The organism is Amycolatopsis sp. CA-230715 (genome assembly GCF_018736145.1).
In the GTDB taxonomy this organism is placed as follows: Bacteria; Actinomycetota; Actinomycetes; order Mycobacteriales; family Pseudonocardiaceae; genus Amycolatopsis.
On the sequence record NZ_CP059997.1, the window covers coordinates 5,925,398 to 5,944,981 of the forward strand.

At 72.3% G+C, this 19,584-nt stretch carries 14 protein-coding genes; 11 read left to right on the forward strand and 3 right to left on the reverse strand.

Annotated features, from left to right (window positions below; genetic code table 11):
* Positions 1–226 precede the first annotated feature (226 nt).
* Positions 227–550: a WhiB family transcriptional regulator gene (locus tag HUW46_RS28540; RefSeq protein WP_215541866.1), complete on the forward strand. Its 324-nt coding sequence runs from the start codon at positions 227–229 to the stop codon at positions 548–550.
* A gap of 95 nt (positions 551–645) precedes the next feature.
* Positions 646–4,002 (forward strand): glycosyltransferase family 2 protein, encoded by a 3,357-nt coding sequence (locus HUW46_RS28545; RefSeq protein ID WP_215541867.1) that lies wholly within the window; start codon positions 646–648, stop codon positions 4,000–4,002.
* On the opposite strand, the gene HUW46_RS28550 is transcribed toward HUW46_RS28545, so the two are convergent.
* Positions 3,983–4,447, reverse strand: a complete 465-nt coding sequence (locus HUW46_RS28550; protein ID WP_215550174.1) for a metallopeptidase family protein — start codon at positions 4,445–4,447, stop codon at positions 3,983–3,985. The genes HUW46_RS28545 and HUW46_RS28550 overlap by 20 nt on opposite strands.
* A gap of 109 nt (positions 4,448–4,556) precedes the next feature.
* On the opposite strand from HUW46_RS28550, the gene HUW46_RS28555 reads away from it, so the two are divergent.
* The 6 genes from HUW46_RS28555 to HUW46_RS28580 all read left to right on the forward strand — a co-directional run bounded on the left by HUW46_RS28555 (position 4,557) and on the right by HUW46_RS28580 (position 9,736).
* Entirely contained in the window at positions 4,557–4,910 is a 354-nt protein-coding gene (locus HUW46_RS28555) for a DUF3499 domain-containing protein (RefSeq protein WP_215541868.1), read from the forward strand.
* 77 nt (positions 4,911–4,987) lie between these two features.
* A complete protein-coding gene (locus tag HUW46_RS28560) occupies positions 4,988–6,361 on the forward strand; it encodes a phosphomannomutase/phosphoglucomutase (protein ID WP_215541869.1) in 1,374 nt (457 codons plus the stop codon).
* A gap of 59 nt (positions 6,362–6,420) precedes the next feature.
* Positions 6,421–6,633 carry a Trm112 family protein gene (locus tag HUW46_RS28565; protein ID WP_215541870.1) on the forward strand — a complete coding sequence of 71 codons (213 nt, stop codon included), beginning with the start codon at positions 6,421–6,423 and terminating at the stop codon, positions 6,631–6,633.
* Positions 6,617–7,708, forward strand: coding sequence for a hypothetical protein (locus tag HUW46_RS28570; protein ID WP_215541871.1), 1,092 nt, complete (start codon positions 6,617–6,619; stop codon positions 7,706–7,708). Before HUW46_RS28565 ends, HUW46_RS28570 begins: the two co-directional genes overlap by 17 nt.
* A 72-nt stretch (positions 7,709–7,780) precedes the next feature.
* Positions 7,781–9,028, forward strand: coding sequence for a mannose-6-phosphate isomerase, class I (gene manA, locus HUW46_RS28575; protein ID WP_215541872.1), 1,248 nt, complete (start codon positions 7,781–7,783; stop codon positions 9,026–9,028).
* A gap of 105 nt (positions 9,029–9,133) precedes the next feature.
* A complete protein-coding gene (locus HUW46_RS28580; protein WP_215541873.1) occupies positions 9,134–9,736 on the forward strand; it encodes a hypothetical protein in 603 nt (200 codons plus the stop codon).
* A 44-nt stretch (positions 9,737–9,780) separates the two neighbouring features.
* On the opposite strand, the gene HUW46_RS28585 is transcribed toward HUW46_RS28580, so the two are convergent.
* Entirely contained in the window at positions 9,781–12,801 is a 3,021-nt protein-coding gene (locus tag HUW46_RS28585; RefSeq protein ID WP_215541874.1) for an AfsR/SARP family transcriptional regulator, read from the reverse strand.
* A 160-nt stretch (positions 12,802–12,961) separates the two neighbouring features.
* Here HUW46_RS28585 and HUW46_RS28590 point away from each other — a divergent pair, with 160 nt between their 5' ends.
* Together HUW46_RS28590 and HUW46_RS28595 are read left to right on the forward strand one after the other, a co-directional pair.
* Entirely contained in the window at positions 12,962–13,885 is a 924-nt protein-coding gene (locus tag HUW46_RS28590) for a cation diffusion facilitator family transporter (protein ID WP_215541875.1), read from the forward strand.
* A gap of 121 nt (positions 13,886–14,006) precedes the next feature.
* Complete coding sequence (locus HUW46_RS28595; RefSeq protein WP_215541876.1) at positions 14,007–15,578, forward strand: amino acid permease; 1,572 nt, start codon at positions 14,007–14,009, stop codon at positions 15,576–15,578.
* Here HUW46_RS28595 and HUW46_RS28600 read toward each other — a convergent pair.
* Positions 15,575–17,932 (reverse strand): lipase family protein, encoded by a 2,358-nt coding sequence (locus HUW46_RS28600; protein ID WP_215550175.1) that lies wholly within the window; start codon positions 17,930–17,932, stop codon positions 15,575–15,577. The genes HUW46_RS28595 and HUW46_RS28600 overlap by 4 nt on opposite strands.
* An 89-nt stretch (positions 17,933–18,021) precedes the next feature.
* Between HUW46_RS28600 and ahcY the strand changes: the two genes are divergently transcribed.
* A complete protein-coding gene (ahcY, locus tag HUW46_RS28605) occupies positions 18,022–19,494 on the forward strand; it encodes an adenosylhomocysteinase (protein WP_215541877.1) in 1,473 nt (490 codons plus the stop codon).
* The last annotated feature ends 90 nt before the right edge of the window (positions 19,495–19,584 follow it).

The following is a 19,584-nucleotide window of genomic DNA, read 5'->3' on the forward strand; positions in this document are numbered from 1 at the left end:
CCAACCGGGGGATACGTCACATCTGGGACGGGAACCGCCGCGTGTCGTACGGCGTGTCCGCTTGCGCCGGGCACTTCGGGTATCCCCCGAACTCGCTACTCGGCTTGACCTGGCCGCACTACACGGGTGTAATCACATTGATGTCATTCGCTGCGGGCAAGGGGGCGGCGAGGGACTGGATTCACACCGCCAGCCTGGGGAGTGCGTGGAAGCGGAGGAGGCGGACATGCGGTTGGACGCCGAAGGAAGGAACTTGGCACCGGTCGTGGACTGGCGAGAGGACCCTGCTGGGGAGCTGGGTGAACTCACCGATCTTTTCGATCCCGCCGAGGAACAGGAATGGCAGGACCGCGCCCTGTGCGCGCAGACGGATCCGGAGGCGTTCTTCCCCGAGAAGGGCGGTTCCACCCGTGAGGCCAAACGGATCTGCCAGGGCTGCGAAGTCAAGGACGAGTGCCTGGAGTACGCGCTCGCCCATGACGAGCGATTCGGTATCTGGGGCGGTCTTTCCGAGCGCGAGCGGCGGAAGCTGAAGAAGCGCGCGGTCTGATCGCGCCGGTGTCGCGGGGCAGGAGTACGCGGGGTTTTCCTTACCTCGTAGGGTGATCGCAATTCCTGCCCATCCGCGGAGCACTGGAGCGGTTGTTGCCACGCACGCCAACGCCACCGACGCAGCGCACCGCGCCGGTGCTCGCGATCCTCGTCTGCCACAACGGGGAGCAGTGGCTCCCGCTCGCCCTGTCGGCGTTGCGCCGCAGCACCGTGCGGCCGCGCCACATCCTCGCCGTGGACACCGGTTCGACGGACCGCACCGCGCGGCTCCTTACCGAAGCGGCGGACACCAGTGATCTCGCCGCCGGGCCGGACACTTTTCCCGTTCTGGACGAGGTGCTCACCCTTCCGGGTGGCACCGGGTTCGCGTCCGCTGTGGACAGTGCCGTCGAGCACGCGGTCGACCGCTGGGGCGATCCCGGCAGGCATTTGTGGCTCCTGCACGACGACTGCGCACCCGAACCGGACTGCCTCGACAATCTGCTGAAGGCGGCCGAAGCGGCGCCGTCGGCCGGCGTGCTCGGACCGCTCGCCGTCGACTGGGCCGATCCGCGCCTGATCGTCGACGCTGGGCTTTCGCTCGACGCGTCGGGCAACCGCCAGCCGACGCTCCCGTTCGACGAGGAGCGCCCGGAGCAGAGCACGGAGGTGCTCGCGACGCCGAGCGCCGGATCGCTGGTGGAACGCGAACTCTGGCACACCCTCGGCGGTTTCGACCGCGAGTTCGGGTTGCTGGGTGAGGACATCGACTTCGGCTGGCGGGCGAACGCGGCGGGCAGGCTCGTGCTGTGCGTGCCGAGGGCGAAGCTCCGGCACGCCCGCGCGCTGACCACCGGGCAGCGCGCCGCGAAGGCGGTGCCCGGTTCGCTCGCCGAAGCGGAGCGCGCGCACGGCATGCGGGTGTTCCTGGTGAACTGCTCCGCGTTCTCGTACTGGCTCGGCCTGGTCCGGCTGGTCCTGCTGTGCGTGCTGCGCGGGCTCGGGTTCGCCGTCGCCAGGCGCGGTGACCGTGCCGCCGCCGAGTTCGAGGCGATCCGGTACGTGGTGAGCGGGCAGGGCGGGCTGCGGGCCGCGCGCGCCGAGCGCAAGGCGGCCGGTCTGCGCGCCGGAACCGTGAGCGGGCTGTTCACCAGCAGGTGGACCAGGATCCGCAACGCGACGCGCGCGGGCGTGCACGCGCTCGTGCGCCGCCGCGTCGCCAGCGAAGCCGCGCTCGGCAGGCTTCCCGAGCCCGGTGCGGACGAATCGGCGTGGATCCCGCCCGAAGCGATGCGTTCGGACGCCCCGAAACCCGTCGGCCCCGACGCGCTGCCCGTCGGCGCGCTGCCGTCCACCGGGATCAGGGCCGCCGGGCTGCGCAGGCCCAGCGCCGTGGTCGCGGTCCCGGTCGACGCGGTCGAACCCGATCGCGATGACACGGCGGAGGAAGAGGCCGAGACGCGCCCATCGCCGGGGCCCACCGCCGGTGAGGGCCGCGAGCTGGTGTTCGTCGAGGTCAACCGCAAGCGGGTGCTGTCCGCGACCTTGTTCGCCCCGCCGGTGGTGCTGTTCGTGGTGCTCACCGCGCTCGGGCTGGTGATCAACGGGAGCAGGCTCGGCCTCGACCTCTCCGGCGGCAAGCTGCTTCCGGTCGGCGGCCTCGGCGAGCTGTGGACGGAGTACCTCGCGCCGTGGCACGCCGTCGCGGGCGGCACCGGCAGCTCCGCGCCCGCGACCTTCGGCGTGCTCGGCGTGGCGGGCGCCGTGTTCGCCCCGCTCGGCGGGCCAGCCGCGTTCGTCGCGGTGCTGCTGCTCGCCGACGCGCCGCTCGCCGCGCTCGTCGCCTACGCCGCCACCCGCAGGATGCGCGTGCACCGCTGGGTGCGCGCCGGTGCCGCGGCCGCGTACGCGCTGCTGCCCGCGGCCACCGCCTCGGTCGCGCAGGGCAGGCTCGACGTCGTCGTGGTGCACATCCTGCTGCCTGCCGTGATCGCGGGCATTACCTCGGTGCTCATCCGCTCCGACGGCCGCTGGCTGCACGTTTCGGTGCTCTCCGCGCTCGCGCTCGCCGTCGTCGGCGCGTTCTCGCCGCTCGCGCACGCGCTGGCGCTGCTCGGGCTCGTCATCGGGTTCGTGGTGCTGCCGTCGCCGACCGGGCTGGCGAGGCGGATCGCGTCGGTCGGGATCGTCGTGCTGCTCCCGCTCGCGCTCGAACTTCCGTGGCCCACCGTGCTGTTCAACCACCCCGAGCTGCTGCTGCACGGCACCGGTGGCGCGGGCGCCGTGCCCGCCACCGCCGATCTGCTCGGGCTCTCGCCCGGCGGGCCCGGCGCGTGGCCGATCGGCGTCGCGCTGGTCGCGGCCGCGCTCGTCGCCGTCGTCTCCCGGCCGACCGCGCGCGCGGTCGCCGGGCTGTGCGTGCTCGTGCTCGGCGTCGGCGGGCTCCTCGCGGTGCGGATGGTGCCGGTCACCGGGCTGCAGGGCGGCGCGAAGACGATCGGCTTCACCGGCGTCCCGATGCTCGTCATCGCCGCGGGCCTGCTGTGGGTCGTGCTCGCCGTCTGCCACCGCGAATACGTGCCGGAACCGCGGGAGTTCGACCGCGCGCCGTCACCGCTGCTGCCGAGGCTCGCCGCGGCCGGTGGCGTGGTCGTGCTCGTCGCGCTCGCCGCGAGCGCACTCGTGGTCGGCGGGGACGGCCCGCTTCGGCACGGCCGCGGCGCCGAGCTGACCTCGCCGCTGTCCGCCGAACTCGCGATGACCGGGCGCTCGGCGCTCGTGCTCGGCACCGCGACCGAACCGCCGCGCCAGGCCGCGGGCAGGTTGCCGCAGTACGGCGACGACCAGTACGCGCTGCCCGCCGCGACCCCGGCGAGGCTCGCGGGCTGGCAGCGCGATCTCGGCAGCGGCACCGCCGAGCAGGCGAAGGCCGCGCTCGCCTCGGCCGCCGCGAACGGCGTGCTGTTCGTCGTGCTGCCGCCCGGTGCGAACGTTTCCGCGTTCCTCGCGCTCGGCCAGGACGTCGTCACCAGCGCCGCGTCGACCACCACGGGCAGGGCCGTGCTGCGGCTCGTCCCGCCGTCCGGCCAGGTCGCGCTCATCCCGTCGCAGCTGGCGAAGCAGGCCGTCACCGGCAAGGCGCCTGGCGACAGCGCGGGCGTGACCCCGGTCGACGCCCAGCTCCCCGACGTGCGGGTCCGGGTGTCCGACGGCCCCGAGGGCAGGCTGCTGGTGCTCGCCGCCGAGCAGGAGGCGGGCTGGCAGGCCAGCGTCAACGGCAAGCGCGTGCCGATCGTGCCCGCGTGGGGTCACCAGGTCGCCGTCGCGGTCCCGGCGAGGCAGTCGGAGGTGCTGGTGGAGCACCCGTCGGCGCTGCGCAACATCCTGCTGCTCGCCCAGGTGGCCGCCGTGCTGTTCACCCTGCTCACGGCCATCCCCGGGCGCGGTGCCGCTAGTCGCCGCCCTCGATGACGTCGGGCTCCACGCCCAGGTAGCCCGCGACCTGTTCGACGAGCACTTCGTGCACCAGTTCGGCCAGGTCGGCGGGGTCCTTCGCGCGCGCTTCCAGCGGGCGGCGGTAGAGCACGATGCGCGCCCGCGTCGGCATGCCCGTGCGGTCGACCCCGGCGGGCACCAGGCGCGAGAGCGGGACCGCGCCGTCGTGCAGCACGCCGTCGGTCTGCGCGGGGGCCTGGCCCTTGCGCACCTCGGGCACGTCGTCGACCGCGACGTCGAGCTTGGTGAGCTGGTCACGCCAGCGGGCCTCGATCGGTTCGAGCGCGTCGAGCACGAGCGTGTCGAACCGTTCGGCCCTGCTGGCCGCGGCGGGCAGCGACGCCGGGTACAGCGGGCCGCGCAGGCCCCGCCCGTGCCGGTCCCGGCGCATGCCCTGCCGCTGTCGGGAACTACGAGCCATCGCCACGAACGGAAAGGGTACGCGCACGGCCCGACAGCGCGCGGTGATGCACCGCCATACCGGTGTGCCTGCGCGCCACCGGCGCCGCGACGCGCTATCGTCATTGACCGTGTCGAGCGTACGAAAGTGTTCGCGGACGGGGTGTCTCGAGCCCGCGGTCGCCACGCTGACCTACGCCTACAGCGATTCCACGGCGGTGGTCGGCCCACTCGCGACGGCGTCCGAGCCGCATTCCTACGACCTGTGCGAAGAGCACGCACTGCGGCTGACCGCGCCCAAGGGCTGGGAAGTGGTCCGCCACGAAGGCGAGTTCGCCGCACCCGACCGCTCCGACGACGAGCTGACCGCGCTCGCCGAGGCCGTCCGCGAGGCGGGCCGCTCCGACGGGCCGCCGCCACCACCCGAGCAGGAAGGCCCGTCCGGCCGCCGCGGCCACCTGCGGGTGCTGCCCGGACGCACCTGAAGGCCCCGACGGCCTCACCCGCCGGTAGGCTTCGGCACGCGCAACGAGCGCGTTGTCGAGTAGTTCGGGGAGAGGGCGTGTCGGACCTTTCGGGGATTGTGAAGGCCTACGACATTCGCGGGGTGGTCGGCGAGCAGATCGACGCCGGGCTGGTGCGGGACTTCGGCGCCGCGTTCGCCCTGCTCATCAAGCCGGATTCGCCGTCGGTGGTGATCGGACACGACATGCGCGACTCGTCGCCGGGGCTGGCGAAGGCGTTCGCCGAGGGCGTGACCTCGCAGGGGCTCGACGTGGTGTCGATCGGCCTGGCCAGCACCGACCAGCTGTACTTCGCCTCCGGTTCGCTCGACATGCCCGGCGCGATGTTCACCGCGAGCCACAACCCGGCGAAGTACAACGGCATCAAGCTGTGCCGCGCCGGTGCCGCCCCGGTCGGGCAGGACTCCGGGCTGTCCGAGATCAGGGACACCGTGGAGAACGGCGTGCCCGGGTTCTCCGGCCAGCGTGGCACCGTCACCGAGCGGGACGTCCTCGCCGACTACGCCGCCTACCTGCGCGGGCTCGTCGACCTCACCGGCAGCAGGCCGCTGAAGATCGTCGTCGACGCGGGCAACGGGATGGGTGGGCACACCGTGCCCACCGTGCTCGGCGGCGCGGGTGATCTCGCCGCGCTCCCGTTCGAGATCGTGCCGCTCTACTTCGAGCTGGACGGCAGCTTCCCGAACCACGAAGCGAACCCGCTCGACCCGAAGAACATCGTCGACCTGCAGGCCAAGGTGCGCGAGGTCGGCGCCGACATCGGGCTCGCCTTCGACGGCGACGCGGACCGCTGCTTCGTCGTCGACGAGAAGGGCGACCCGGTGTCGCCGAGCGCCGTGACCGCGCTCGTCGCGACCCGCGAGCTGGCCAAGGAGCCGGGCGGGACGATCATCCACAACCTGATCACCTCGCACGCGGTGCCCGAGATCGTGCGCGAGCACGGCGGCACCGCGGTGCGCACCCGCGTCGGGCACTCGTTCATCAAGCAGGAGATGGCCGCCACCGGCGCGATCTTCGGCGGCGAGCACTCCGCGCACTACTACTTCCGCGACTTCTGGCGCGCCGACACCGGCATGCTCGCCGCGCTGCACGTGCTGGCCGCGCTCGGCGAGCAGGAGCGCCCGCTGTCCGAGCTGACCGCCGAGTACTCGCGCTACGCCGCCTCGGGTGAGATCAATTCCACGGTTTCCGACCAGGTCGCCAGGCTGAACGCGGTGAAGGACACCTTCGGCGCCCGCGACGGGGCCACCCTCGACGAGCTCGACGGCCTGACCGTGCGGCTCGGCGACGGGTCGTGGTTCAACCTGCGCGCGTCCAACACCGAGCCGCTGCTGCGGCTGAACGTCGAGGCCGCGGACGCGGCCGCGGTGCGCGCGCTGACCGACGAAGTGCTGGCGATCGTCCGTGCGTAGGGGGCGTTCCGCCGCACACCCGCAATCGAGGGGTTACCCCTTACTGGTAGGGAATACATATGGCCCTCAAGCTTGACGCGCAGCTGCTGGAGATCCTCGCCTGCCCGTCGCCAGACCACGCGCCGCTGCGCCCCGGCACTCCCGACGACGGCGAAGCCGAGGCGTTGACCTGCACCGAATGCGGCCGGGTGTTCCCGGTCCGCGACGGGATCCCCGTCCTGCTGCTGGACGAGGCGACCGAACCGGATGGCCGTCATGCCGATGGTTCTTGACGATTCGCTCCTCGACGACCCGGCGCGGCTCGCGGAGGCCGACAGCGCCGGGCTGCTGCGGCACGCCGCGATGGCGGGCGCGCAGGTGCGGTCCACCGCCGAGTCGGCGGCCGAGCTGGAGCTGAGCGACCGGCTCGACGTCGGGCGGCCGCGCGCGTTCGTGCTGCTCTCGCGGCCGGGCGCGGGCAAGGGCGCGGTGCGGGTGCTGCACGCGCTCATCGCCGCGCAGTGCCCGGTGCCGGTGGTGATCAGCGACGTCGTGCCGAACTGGGTCGGCGCGCTCGACGTGGTGTTCGGGCACACCGACGACCCCGGTGACCGCGAGCTCGCCGCGTCCCTGGAACGTGCGAGCCGCTACGGCGCGCGGGTCGTGCTGTCCGCGCCGGGTGACGGCCCGGTCGCCGCGTCGGTGGCGGGCAAGGGCGTGGTGCTCACCCCGCGCGTGCCGGTGCCGCCGGAGTTCGCCTTCCCCCGTGCGCTCGCCGCCGGGCTGCTCACCGCGAACGCGCTCGGCGTGCACGTCGCCGACGTCGAATCGCTGGCCGACCAGCTCGACGATGAGGCCGAAAAGGACCACCTCGGCCGGGATTCGTTCGCGAACCCGGCCAAGGCGCTCGCGCTGCGCGTGGCCGAGCGCACCCCGCTGCTGTGGGGGTTCGACCCGGTCGCGGTCGCGGTCGCCGAACACGCGGCGTTCGCCTTCGCCGCGCACGCCGCGACGGTGTGCGACGTCGCGGGTTACCAGCAGGCGCTGGCGAGGCCCGCGCTGCACCACGCGGCGCTCGCGACGACGAGCGCGCAGGATATTTTCGCCGACCCGGACGACGAGGGTGCCGCGGGCGCGCGGCCGCGGGCGATGCTGCTTTCGGTCCGCACGGGTCCCGCCGCCGACGCGGCGCGGTTCGAGGCGGGCGACCGGTTCCCCGGGATCGAGATCGTGTCCCCCGCCGAGGAACTGGACGCGGAGGAGCCGGTGCGGGCCGGGGTGCTCGCGCTGCGGTTCGAACTGGCCGCCGTCTACCTCGGCCTCGCGGCGGGGACGGGCGCCGGGCACTTCACGTCCGTCACGGCCTGACACCCGGCCGAGCAGACCGGAACTTAGGCCCCGCCGGAGAAGGACGCGGGCCGCAGAGGAGTTGAGAACACAGTGGAGCTGCTGCGCAATGCTGTGCGGCCCTACGCGTGGGGCTCGAGAACGACGATCCCGGAACTGCTCGGCAGGCCGGTACCCGCACCGCACCCGGAGGCGGAGCTGTGGCTCGGCGCGCACCCCGGCGACCCGTCGAAGGTGATCGGCGAGGACGGTTCCGAGCGGAGCCTGCTCGACCTGCTCGAAGCCGACCCGGTCGGCCAGCTCGGTGACCGCTGCGCGAACCGGTGGGGCAACCGGCTCCCGTTCCTGCTGAAGATCCTCGCCGCCGAAGAACCGCTGTCCATGCAGGCGCACCCGTCGGCGGCGCAGGCCGCGGAAGGCCACGCGCGCGAGGAGAAGCTCGGCATCGCCCGTGACGCGGCGAACCGCAACTACCCCGATCCGACCGCGAAACCCGAGCTGGTGTGCGCGCTCACCGAGTTCCACGCGCTCGCCGGGTTCCGCGCCCCGGAGCGGACGGTGGCGCTGCTGCGCGCGATCGAGACGCCGGGGCTGGCGAAGTACACCGACCTGCTCGCCGAGCAGCCCGATCCCGACGGCCTGCGCGCGCTGTTCACCACGTGGATCACGTTGCCGCAGGGCACGCTCGACGAACTGCTGCCCGACGTCCTCGACGCGTGCGTCCTGCACATCAAGGAGCACGGCGAGTTCGACGTCGAATGCCGCACCATCCTGGAACTCGGCGAGGCGCACCCGCGCGACGCGGGCGTGCTCGCCGCGCTGCTGCTCAACCGGCTCACCCTGTCCGCGGGCGAGGCGATCTACCTGCCGGCCGGGAACCTGCACTCCTACCTGCACGGCACCGCCGTCGAAATCCTCGCCAACTCGGACAACATCCTGCGCTGCGGGCTCACCCCGAAGCACGTGGACGTGCCCGAGCTGCTGCGCGTCGTCGACTTCGGGTGCGGCGACATGCCGGTGCACACCGGCGACCTCGGCCCGCACGGCGCCGTCTACCGCACGGAAACGCCCGAGTTCGAGCTGACCCGGATCGAATGGGAAACCGGCGACAGCGCGGTCGACGGCGAGGTCCGCATCGCCGGGGGCGCCCCGCAGATCCTGCTGTGCACCGCGGGGGAGCTGGTGGTGACCGCCGAGGACGGCGAGCGCACCGAACTACGCCGCGGCCAGTCCGTCTGGCTCGCCGCGAGCCACGCCGCGGTGCGCGCCCGCCCGGCAGGCGGCTCGCGCACCCAACTGTTCCGAGCCACCCCCGGCACCTGCGAGAACCCCGCCCCCTGAGTTTCCGCGCGGACTGTGTGCGTTCCGTGTGGCGCCTTTCTCCACTATCACCCGTCTGGGCGACTTCGGTCGCTTTGACAATTCGATAGCCAAGGAGAAAGAACCGTGACTTCCAACCCAGGGACCTCCTACCCCGGGACTCCCTACCCGGGCGGTGCGGTCGCCGCCCAGCCGATGCCGGTTCCGGCACCGGTCAGCCGTCCCGGCACGCTCGTCGCCGCGATGGCGGTCGCCGTCGTGTCGGCGCTCGCCGGGATCGTCTCCGGCGTGCTGTACCTCACCGGCGGTGAGGAGCTCGAACGGGACATCACCGCGCGGACCCTCGCCTCGGTGTCCGGCGAGTCCGCCGACGCCATCAAGGCCGCGGGCGGCGCCCTGTTCGAGTACGGCGTCAAAGAGGTCCACGGCGTGCTGCAGGCCCGGATGGTCATGGCGGTCGTGCTGGGCGCGCTGCTGCTGCTCTTCGGCCTGCTGGTGCGCGGCGGCGCGATGTGGGCGCGCGTCCTGGTCACGCTGTGCGCGCTGGCGAACGCCGGGATCGCGTTGCGGATCGCCACCGACGCCGAAGCGGGCACCGGCGCGATCCGCGGGATCGCGTGGCTGGCCGTGGCGGCCGCGGTGGCCTCGATCGTGGCGGTGTGGCTGCCCGCGAACGGCCGGTACGCCAAGGCACGCAAGGCGAACGCACGGGCCGCTTACGCCGGATAGCGCGATGTCCGCGGGGTGGCGCCACGGCGCGCCATCCCGCGGGCTCACGCCAGCGCGAACAGGGATTCCCGCACCGCCGCCGCGTTCGCGTCGTTCGGCTCCGCCAGCTCCCGCGCGGCTTCCCTGGCCGCCCGTGCCCGCGCGCCATCGCCGGTGACCTCGTAGGCCCTGCCGAGCAGGTCGAGCGTCAGCCCGGCGGCGGGCCGCCCGCCCATCGCGCGGAACTCGTCCACGCAGGCGCGCAGCACCGGGACCGCCCGCGCCGCCCTGCCCTCGCCGATCCAGCTCGCCGCGATCGCCCGCGTGCAGGACAGTTCGCGCGGCCGGTCGGTCAGCTCCTTCGCCAGCTCGCGGGCCTCCTCGAAATCCGCCACCGCGGCCACGCGGTCGCCGAGACGGGCGTGCACCGCGCCCCGCGTCCGCAACGACCGCGCCAGCGCCGCTCTCGCGGCTGTCGGCCGCAGCAGCCGCACCGACTCGCCCGCCGCCTCGGCCGCTTCGCCGGTGCGCCCGGTCAGCAACAGCGACCACGACAGCACTTCCAGCGCGGGCCCGAGCCGGCACGGGTCCGCCGACTCGCCTGCCAGCGCTACGGTGCCGCGGTCGATCTCGGCGGCGTCGGAGACCCGGCCGAGCCGGTGCAGCGCCGCGGACTCCGCGCCGCGCATCCTGATCAGCGCGCTCGTCCACGCGTCCGAGCCGTCCCCGCCGTACAGCTCGTGCGCGTGCTCGACCGTGCGCAGCGCCTCCTCGGCCCTGCCCAGCCCGAGCAGGCAGTGCGCGAAGTTCGCCGACACCCAGGCGTGCGTCAGCCGGTCACCGAGTTCTTCGAACTCCTTCGCGCATTCTCGGTACTGGACGGCCGCTTCCTCGTACTCGCCGCGGGAATGCCGCAGCAGAGCCAAATTCGCCGCCGCGATCGCGGCGAGGTCGGCTTCACCGCGATCGCGCGCGGCGTCGAGCAGCGTCCGGTACCCGGCGCGCATGTCGGCGTGGTGGCCGTGCAGGTAGAGGTAGACGCTGAGCCGGTCGATCAGCAGGAGCGCCTCGTCGAGCCAGCCGAGTGAGCAGACCACGCGGACGGCGTTGATCAGGTTCGCGCGTTCCGTGGCGAACCACGCCTCCGGCCGTTCGAGCAGCCTGGTGACGAGGTCCTCCGGCAGCGGGCGGGGCGGCACGAGCCGGACCGGATCCGGCATCGGCACCGTGCGGGGGAGCTTCGCCGCCGCCGCGTCGGCGAGATACACCGCGGCGGCGACCAGCGACCGCACCGCGGCCATCCGCTCGCCGGGCACCGCCGCGCCCGCCGTGTCGATCCCGGTGGCGTAGGCCTTGACCAGATCGTGCATCCGGTACCGCGGTTCGCCGGTCGCGTCGAGGCCGACGGGTTCGAGCAGGCTCGTCTCGATCAGCTCTTCGACGGGCGTGTCGACGTCCTCGTCGTCGATCAGCGTGGTGACGGCCCAGCCGGGCAGATCGGCGCTGCGGCACCAGCCGATCCGCCGGAACACCTGCTGGGTGCGCGGGCGCAGGCCGCGGTAGCTCAGCCCGATGCTGCCGCGCACCTCGAGATCGCTCATGGTCAGCTCGTCGAGCTTGCGCACCTCGTCCTCGAGCCGGTCGGCGAGCTTGCCCAGCGGCAGCAGGGGCCGGACGGCCAGCCTGCTGCCCGCGATCCGCAGCGCCAGCGGCAGGTTCCCGCACGCGGCCACGATGCGGGCGGCGTCCGCGGCCGCGCCGCCGACGCGCGCGGCACCGGCGAGCGCGCGCAGCAGCGTGGTGGCGTCGGCGTCCGAGAAGGGGCCGAGCGTCAGCCGGTACGCGCCTTCGAGCGCGCTGAGCCTGCGCCTGCTGGTGATCAGCACGGCGGAACCGGGCGTGCCCGGCAGCAGCGCGCGCGCCTGCTCCGGTTCGGCGACGTCGTCGAGCACGACCAGGACCCTGCGGTCGGTGAGCCTGCCGCGGAACATCGCCGCGCGCGCCTTCTCGTCCTCCGGCACGGCCGAGCCCGCGACGCCGAGCGTGCCGAGCAGATCGGTCAGCACGCTGCCGATCTCGCGCGGTGAGGTGGTGCCGGACAGCGGCACGAACAACTGGCCGTCCGGGTACGCGGCGCGCAGCTGGTGGGCGGCGCGGACGGCGAGGGTGCTCTTGCCGGCGCCCGGCTCGCCGCTGATCAGCACGACCGGCACGCCGCGCTCCTCGCCCAGCAGCGCGGACAGCTCGGCGAGCTCCCCGCCGCGGCCCGCGAAGTCGCCGATGTCCGGTGGCAGCTGGCAGATCGGCCAGTGCGGTCCGGTGGTGGTGGCCTGCCTCGGCACCGGGTCCTCGCCGCGCAGCACCGCCGCGTGCACCCGGCGCGCCTCGGCACCCGGCTCGACGCCGAGCTGCTCCACGAGCGTGGCGCGCAGCCGCTGGTAGACGGCGAGCGAGTCGCCCTGGCGGCCCGCCCGGTGCAGCGCGGTCATCAGCTGCGCGGCGAGCCGCTCCCGCAGCGGGTGCTCGGTGATCATCGCCTGCAGCTCGCCGGTCAGCTCGCCGTGCCGTCCCGGCGGCAGCCCCGACAGTTCCGCGTCGACGCAGTCTTCGAACACCGCGAGCCGTTCGGACTCCAGCCGCGCGACCTGCGCGTCGAGCAGCGGCGGGTGCTGCCCGCCGAGCACGGGCCCCCGCCATTGCGCGAGCGCGTTGCGAAAGTGCACCGAGGCACTCGCCAGGTCGCCCGAGCGCGCGGCGAGCCGACCGTCGGCCACCGCGGCGCGGAAGGCGAGCAGGTCCAGCTCGTCGGCGGTGGCGTCGAGCCGGTAGCCGCGCGGGCCGTACTCGACGCGCAGCCCGTCGATCCGCTCGCGCAGCCTGGACACGTAGGTGTACAGGTTCGACACGTGGGACTTCGGCGGGGAATCCGGCCAGATCGCGTCGACGAGCGCGCCGACGCCGACGTGCTCGCCCGCGTTGAGCAGCAGCACGGCCAGCAGCGCGCGCTGGCGCTCGCCGCGCAGGACCGGCCAGTGCCCAGGCGGGCCTTCGATCGTCAACGGGCCGAGCACACCGAACTTCGCCATGGGTCACCCCCTCAGTGAGTGGCCGAGCCTAGACGGCGGCACCGACATTCCGGGCGCGAAGGCCGGAAGCCGCGAGCACACCCGCGCCGAGCCCACGCGACTGACGGCCCTTAAGCTGCAATCCGACAAAACGCCAGCAGCGATCCAGGGGGCTGTTCCAGTGTCAGCAAACGGCGGGACGAAGGCGATTCTGGCCGCGCTCGGCGCGAACGCCGGGATCGCGGTGGCGAAGTTCGTCGGGTTCGCCTTCACCGGCTCGTCGTCGATGCTCGCGGAAGCCGTGCACTCGGTCGCGGACACCTCGAACCAGGGCCTGCTGCTGCTCGGCCAGAAGACCTCCCGGCGCACCGCGACCAAGGAGCACCCGTTCGGCTTCGGCCGCGACCGGTACTTCTACTCGTTCATCGTCGCGCTCATGCTGTTCACGCTCGGCGCCGCGTTCGCGATCTACGAGGGCGTGCACAAGATCGCCGAGCCGGAGCCGCTGACCACCCCGGTGGTCGCGATCGTCATCCTGCTCGTGGCGATCGGGCTGGAGAGCTTCAGCTTCTACACCGCGATCGGCGAATCCCGCACGCTCAAAGGAAGTGCGAGCTGGTGGGGCTTCATCCGGCAGTCGCGGACACCCGAGCTGCCGGTGGTTCTGCTCGAGGACGCGGGCGCGCTGCTCGGCCTCGTGTTCGCGCTCATCGGCGTCGGCCTGTCCGTGCTCACCGGTGACCCGATCTGGGACGGCGTCGGCACGCTGATGATCGGCGCGCTGCTCGGCGTCATCGCGATCATCCTGATCATCGAGATGAAGAGCCTCCTGATCGGCGAGGGCGCCACCGACGCCGAGCTCGAAACCATCGTCGACGAGCTGGCCGCGGGCAAGGTGGAGCGGGTCATCCACATCCGCACCCAGTACCTCGGCCCGGACGAGCTGCTGGTCGCCGCGAAGCTCGCGCTCGCGCCGCGCCTCGAAACCGACCAGATCGCCAAGGCCATCGACGACGCCGAGGCGCGCGTGCGGGCGAAGGTGCCCGCGGTCCGGCTCATCTACCTCGAACCCGACCTCGACCGCGAGGCCGTCAACCCGAAGTGACGCGTCCGTGGCCGCCCGTGCCCTGGAGGCCGAAAGTCGCTGACTTCCTGTCCGTTCGGGAATTACCGACACTGTAGGGTGACCCTCACCCTGCGATCCAGGTCACCCACGGAGGTCAACGTTGCCCGGAAGCGGTCTTTGGCGCACGAAGTCGATCGAGCAGTCCATTGCGGACACCGACGAACCCGACACCAAGCTGCGAAGAAACCTCAGCGCTTGGGACCTGACGGTGTTCGGTGTCGCCGTGGTGATCGGGGCGGGCATCTTCACGCTGACGGCGCGGACCGCGGGTGACTTCACCGGCCCCTCGGTGTCGCTGGCCTTCGTCTTCGCCGCGATCGCGTGCGCGCTGGCGGCGTTGTGCTACGCGGAATTCGCGTCCACCATCCCGGTGGCGGGCAGCGCGTACACGTTCTCCTACGCCACCTTCGGCGAGTTCATGGCGTGGATCATCGGCTGGGACCTGATCCTCGAGTTCGCGGTCGCCGCGGCGGCGGTGTCGAAGGGCTGGTCGACCTATCTGGAAACGGTGCTCGGCTACATCTTCGGGCCAGGCACCAAGACCTCGTTCGAGGTCGCGGGCATCACCGTCGACTGGGGTTCGCTGCTACTGGTGCTGTTGCTCGCCACGCTGCTGGTGAAGGGCACCAAGCTGTCGTCCCGGTTCTCGATGGTGATCACCGGGATCAAGGTCGCGATCGTGCTGTTCGTGATCGTGCTCGGCATCTTCTACATCAAGGGCTCGAACTACACGCCGTTCATCCCCGACCCGCAGAGCGGCTCCGGCAGCTCGGGCGGCAGTGGTGTGGACCAGTCGCTGTTCTCCTTCCTCGCGGGCGGTTCGGGCAGCTCGTTCGGCGTCTTCGGCCTGCTGGCAGGCGCTTCGCTGGTGTTCTTCGCGTTCATCGGGTTCGACATCGTCGCCACCACGGCCGAGGAGACCAAGAACCCGCAGAAGTCCGTGCCGCGCGGCATTTTCGGCTCGCTCGCCATCGTCACCGTGCTGTATGTCGGCGTGTCGCTCGTCGTGGTCGGGATGGTGTCCTACAAGGACCTCGCCACTTCCGCGGGCGGCGGCGGCAAGAAGACGCTCGCCACCGCGTTCTCCGAAAACGGCGTCGACTGGGCGGCCAACGTCATCTCCGTCGGCGCGCTCGCCGGGCTCACCACGGTCGTCATGGTGCTCATGCTCGGCCAGGTCCGGGTCCTCTACGCGATGTCGCGCGACGGCCTGATGCCGCGGCAGCTCGCGAAGACCAGCAAGGCGGGCACCCCCAAGCGCGCCACCCTGCTCGTCGCCGGGATCGTCGCGTTCGCGGCCACCTTCTTCCCCGCCGACAAGCTCGAGGAAATGGTGAACGTCGGCACGTTGTTCGCGTTCGTCCTGGTTTCCGCGGGCGTGCTGGTGCTGCGGCGCACGCACCCGAACCTGCCGCGCGCGTTCCGCGTGCCGCTGGTGCCGTTGATCCCGATCCTCGCGATCCTCGCCTGCCTGTGGCTGATGCTGAACCTGACCGTGCTCACCTGGGTGCGGTTCATCGTGTGGATGGTCGCCGGCGTCGTCATCTACTTCGTGTACAGCAGGCGGCATTCCTTGCTGGGCAAGCGCATGGCCGCGGGCGAGATCGTGGCCGCGGAGGGCACCGTGCTCACCGAGCAGAAGGCCCCGCCGAAGGACGACGCCGAGGGCTAGCGGTTTTCCCTCGGGAAGTTGGGGAAGTCCGCGAACAGCGGGACCTGTTCGCCGAGCGGCCTGCTCGCGGGCTTCCCCGGCCGCTCCAGCCCGGCGGCCATCGCGACCGCGCGATCCCATTCGGGGTCCACGACGTAGTCGAGGTGCCGCAGCACCCCGGCCGCCCAGCGGCGGTTCCCGGTCGACGGCGGCAGCGGGTCCGGCAGCCAGTGGTCGCCGCCGAGGACGAGCGCGCCGGTCGGCGCGGGTTCGGCCGCGGGCAGCGGGCCGATGCCGCCGTCGGGGAGGTATCCGACGCCGACGAGCTTGTCCGTCACCACCTGGTGCCGCCACGTGGTGACGCCGCCGCCGAAGATGTCGGTGCCGCGCGCGAGCCCGCGCCAGCGTCCTTCCAACGCCCCGTAGAGGTCAGAAAGCGACTCCAGCGGCAGCACCGCGGGGAAGGCGCGCTGGTAGCCCCATTGCAGCGGAGCGCCCGCGGTCACCAGCCCGACGCGCGACAGTTCTTCCGGCGTGAGGACGTGCGCGAGCCTGGCCGCGGTGACCGTCGCGAGCAGGCCGCCGAGGTTGTGCCCGGCGAGCACCACCCGCGTGCTGGGCTCGGCGAGGTGTTCGCGCGCGCGGGCGGCGAGGTCCGGCACGACCTTGAGCGCGTAGCAGGGCGGCACGGTCGGGTGCGCGGTCCGCGGCCAGAAGCACACGAGATCCGCGAGCGCGCCGAGGTGGCGGCTCCGGCCGGGGGACTTCGCCGCCGTGTAGACCACGCGCAGTAGCCCGGCGGCCAGCGCGCCGAGGGTGACTACGCCCGCCGCCGAAAGCGGTTCGAACCAGCCGGGCACCCCGCCGCCGGCGATGCGGAGCACGATCAGTCCCGCCGCGCCCGCGGCCATGCCGAGCGAAACCGTCAGCGCGATCCGGTGCAGGTGCCTGCGCTCCCACGCGGAGCGCGCCCACGCCTTCGCGGCGACGCGTTCGTCGTGCGGCTTGGTTTCCATCAGCCGCACGATCGCCGGGATGCCGCGCGCGCGTCGGCGCAGCGGCAGCGCCACCGCGAAGCCGATCAGCGTCAGCAGCGCGGCGAGCAGGAATCCCGCGCCCCACAGCACGGTCACGAGCTGGTAGCTGTCCGGGAGCTTGAGGTCGTCGTCGCCGACGAGCTGGCGGATGGCACCGGCCAGCCCCGCGCCGAACCCGCCGCCGAGCAGCCCGGCGAGCGCGAGCGCCGGCGCGGCCGCCCAGCCGCCCGCCCACGGCCGGAGCCGCCTCGGCAGCGCGCGCCACGCGGGCCTCGCCAACAGGGCGGCGGGGATGAGCAGGAGCGCGAACACGAGCCACACCACCACGAGCGAGGCTCCGAGCGCTTCGACCGTGCCGTCGATCCCGGACGGCGTGCCGGGCCCGGTCAGCCCGGTGCCGGACAGCCCCGGCGGCAACGGGGTGTGCCGCACCGCGACCACGACGACGTCGGCGAAGGCGAGCGTGATCACCGCGCGCCGTCCCCACTTGCCGAGCAGCCGCGCCCTGGTCGCCTCGCCGGGAATGCCCGCGATCAGCAGGGGCAGCGCGATCATCGCCACCGTGGCGCCCCAGCACACCGCGTCGACGGCGTCGCCGGGGACCCGGAACGGGCCGCCGAGCGTCAGCAGCGCCACCGACGCGAGCGCGACGACGGTGTGCAGGCAGCGCAGCACGCCGACGTCGCGTGCGGCGCGCAGCTCGTCGCCGGGCAGCGCGCCGTCCGGCGGCGCCGGGGTTTCCGCGCGCACCTTCCAGTCCGCGGACGAAATGCGGTGCAGCACGAAGATCACGATCAGCAGCGGGCCGAACCCGGCGAGGGTGCGCACCGGGTCCGCGGTGCGGAGGCCGTCGGGCACCCACGCCATGCAGTCGACGCCGGGTGTGAGGCATTGCACAGCGACGAGATCGAGCGTCACCACCGCGAACTGGCTCACCAGCAGCATGGTCAGCAGCAGCGACGCGATCCGGAGCAGCCTGCGCAGCAGCGCGCCGAGCACGGCGGCGGTCCGGCTGCCGCGCCGCGCGGGCGGGAGCATCCACTGCGCGACGTTGGCGAGCGAGAACGGGAACAGCAGCGCCCAGGTGGCTTTCGCGGCTCCGCCCGAGGTCATCCCGCTCCACAGGTACCCCTCGAGCGTGCGCGGGATCGCCCTGCCGAGCGCCTGCACGACGGGGCCGGGCGCGGGCCTGCGCAGGCGGTCCGACGGGCGGATCACCTTGCCGAGCTCGTCACCCGCGACCTCCACCGTGCTGACCGTGTCCAGCAGCGATTCACCGCTCGTGCCGGTCAGTCCTGGCACGCGCAGTTCGGCTATTCGGGTGTCGGGTCCGGGCAAAGCCACCTAAGGGTCACCTAACCTTCGAGTGGGTGTTGAACCGACAACGGTACTGTTCACCTGTCGACGAGCCTTGGAGGAACTGCCCTATGACCCCCGAAAGCGTTGCCAAGCGGCACGACACCCGCAACGGCATCGAATTCGCTGTCGCCGATCTGGACGCCGCCGAGTTCGGCCGCAAGGAGATCCGCCTGGCCGAGCACGAAATGCCCGGACTGATGGCGCTGCGGCGCGAGTACGCCGAGGTGTTCCCGCTGCGCGGCGCCCGGGTCGCGGGTTCGCTGCACATGACGGTGCAGACCGCGGTGCTCATCGAGACCCTGGTTTCGCTCGGTGCCGAAGTGCGCTGGGCGTCGTGCAACATCTTTTCCACGCAGGACCACGCGGCGGCGGCCGTGGTGGTCGGTCCGCACGGTACGCCGGAAGAGCCCAAGGGCGTACCGGTGTTCGCGTGGAAGGGCGAAACGCTCGAAGAGTACTGGTGGTGCACCGAGCGCATGCTCACCTGGGAAGGTGAGGGCCCGAACATGATCCTGGACGACGGTGGTGACGCCACGATGCTCGTCCACAAGGGCACCGAGTTCGAGAAGGCGGGCGTCGTCCCGGCCGCCGACGAGAACGATCCCGAGGAGTGGCAGGTCTTCCTGGAGCTGCTGCGGGGTTCGCTGGCCGCGGACAAGGGCAAATGGACCGCGATCGGCGAGGGCGTCCGCGGCGTCACCGAGGAGACCACGACCGGTGTGCTGCGGCTCTACCAGCTCGCGGCCGCCGGTGAGCTGCTGTTCCCGGCGATCAACGTCAACGACGCGGTCACCAAGTCGAAGTTCGACAACCGCTACGGCATCCGGCACTCGCTGGTCGACGGCATCAACCGCGGCACCGACGTGCTGATCGGCGGCAAGGTCGCGGTGGTGTGCGGGTACGGCGACGTTGGCAAGGGCGCCGCGGAGTCGTTGCGGGGACAGGGCGCGCGCGTCATCGTCACCGAGATCGACCCGATCTGCGCGCTGCAGGCGGCGATGGACGGCTACCAGGTCAAGCAGCTGGAGAGCGTGCTCGGCGAGGCCGACATCGTGATCACCACCACCGGTAACAAGAACGTGGTGATGGTCGAGCACATGGCGCAGATGAAGCACCAGGCGATCCTCGGCAACATCGGCCACTTCGACAACGAGCTGGACATCGCGGGCCTGCAGCGGTACCCGGGCGTCCAGCACGTCAACATCAAGCCGCAGGTCGACGAGTGGACCTTCCCGAGCGGCCGGTCGATCATCGTGCTGTCCGAGGGCAGGCTGCTCAACCTCGGCAACGCGACCGGGCACCCGTCGTTCGTGATGTCGAACAGCTTCTCCAACCAGGTGATCGCGCAGATCGAGCTGTTCACCAAGCACGAGGAGTACGACAAGGAGGTCTTCCGCCTCCCGAAGAAGCTCGACGAGAAGGTCGCGAAGATCCACCTCGAAGCGCTCGGCGGCGAGCTGACCAAGCTGACCAAGGAACAGGCCGAGTACATCGACGTGGACGTCGAAGGCCCGTTCAAGTCGGACCACTACCGCTACTGAGTTTTCTTCGCGATGCCCCCTCCCCGGGAAAAGGGGAGGGGGCATCGCGCGTTTCGCGGGTAGGCTCGCCGCCGTTCTTGGCCGGACGAA

What these genes read in the sequence shown, in the direction of transcription:
- HUW46_RS28570 (WP_215541871.1), top strand. Translation starts at nt 6,617, where the DNA reads ATGCCGATGGTTCTTGACGATTCGCTCCTCGACGACCCGGCGCGGCTC.
- ahcY (WP_215541877.1), top strand. Translation starts at nt 18,022, where the DNA reads ATGACCCCCGAAAGCGTTGCCAAGCGGCACGACACCCGCAACGGCATC.
- HUW46_RS28565 (WP_215541870.1), top strand. Translation starts at nt 6,421, where the DNA reads ATGGCCCTCAAGCTTGACGCGCAGCTGCTGGAGATCCTCGCCTGCCCG.
- HUW46_RS28550 (WP_215550174.1), bottom strand. Translation starts at nt 4,447, where the DNA reads ATGGCTCGTAGTTCCCGACAGCGGCAGGGCATGCGCCGGGACCGGCAC.
- HUW46_RS28540 (WP_215541866.1), top strand. Translation starts at nt 227, where the DNA reads ATGCGGTTGGACGCCGAAGGAAGGAACTTGGCACCGGTCGTGGACTGG.
- HUW46_RS28585 (WP_215541874.1), bottom strand. Translation starts at nt 12,801, where the DNA reads ATGGCGAAGTTCGGTGTGCTCGGCCCGTTGACGATCGAAGGCCCGCCT.